This is a genomic window from uncultured Psychrobacter sp. (assembly GCF_947495825.1).
GTDB lineage: Bacteria > Pseudomonadota > Gammaproteobacteria > Pseudomonadales > Moraxellaceae > Psychrobacter.
Map to the genome: position 1 here is coordinate 1 of NZ_CANMAH010000022.1, position 1,278 is coordinate 1,278.

Genomic DNA, 1,278 nt, shown 5'->3' on the forward strand with positions numbered 1-1,278 from the left:
TATGTCAAGACCAGGTAAGGTTCTTCGCGTTGCATCGAATTAAACCACATGCTCCACCGCTTGTGCGGGCCCCCGTCAATTCATTTGAGTTTTAACCTTGCGGCCGTACTCCCCAGGCGGTCTACTTATTGCGTTAGCTGCGTCACTAAGTCCTCAAGGGACCCAACGACTAGTAGACATCGTTTACGGCGTGGACTACCAGGGTATCTAATCCTGTTTGCTACCCACGCTTTCGAGCCTCAGTGTCAGTATGATGCCAGGAAGCTGCCTTCGCCATCGGTATTCCTTCAGATCTCTACGCATTTCACCGCTACACCTGAAATTCTACTTCCCTCTCACCTACTCTAGCTTAACAGTATCAGATGCAGTTCCCAGGTTAAGCCCGGGGATTTCACATCTGACTTATCAAGCCACCTACGCTCGCTTTACGCCCAGTAATTCCGATTAACGCTTGCACCCTCTGTATTACCGCGGCTGCTGGCACAGAGTTAGCCGGTGCTTATTCTGCAGCTAATGTCATCGCTAATGGGTATTAACCATTAGGTCTTCTTCACTGCTTAAAGTGCTTTACAACCAAAAGGCCTTCTTCACACACGCGGCATGGCTGGATCAGGGTTGCCCCCATTGTCCAATATTCCCCACTGCTGCCTCCCGTAGGAGTCCGGGCCGTGTCTCAGTCCCGGTGTGGCTGATCATCCTCTCAGACCAGCTACAGATCGTCGCCATGGTAGGCCTTTACCCCACCATCTAGCTAATCCGACTTAGGCTCATCTAATAGCGAGAGCAGTAAACTGCCCCCTTTCTCCCGTAGGTCGTATGCGGTATTAATTCGAGTTTCCCCGAGCTATCCCCCACTACTAGGTAGATTCCTAAGTGTTACTCACCCGTCCGCCGCTCGACGCCTACCAGCAAGCTGGTATCGTTTCCGCTCGACTTGCATGTGTTAAGCCTGCCGCCAGCGTTCAATCTGAGCCATGATCAAACTCTTCAGTTTAATCTTGCTTGAAGTCTTTAACCTATAAATAGGAAGATGACTTCTAATCTTGGCTCATTTAATCTGGCAATTACGCTCTTCGTATATGTTCGTAATGAATTAACTTTGAGTTTTCTTGCTGATTAAATGATAATTTTTATAGTTAGTCATGTCTCACTTATTACAAGTAACAAGTGATTCAAGCCAACTTTATGTTTAGCATTCTGTCTCAGCAAAAATCCACACAAGTTGTTCTTTAGTTCTGCTTTTAAATAATGCCCTATACTGTCGTCCAGTAGTAGGTT

Annotated in this window: 1 rRNA gene; it reads right to left on the minus strand. The window is 47.3% G+C overall.

Annotated elements, in window-relative coordinates:
* Positions 1-994: ribosomal RNA gene (locus Q0895_RS13370) — 16S ribosomal RNA — on the minus strand; the annotation flags it as partial.
* Positions 995-1,278: the final 284 nt, after the last annotated feature.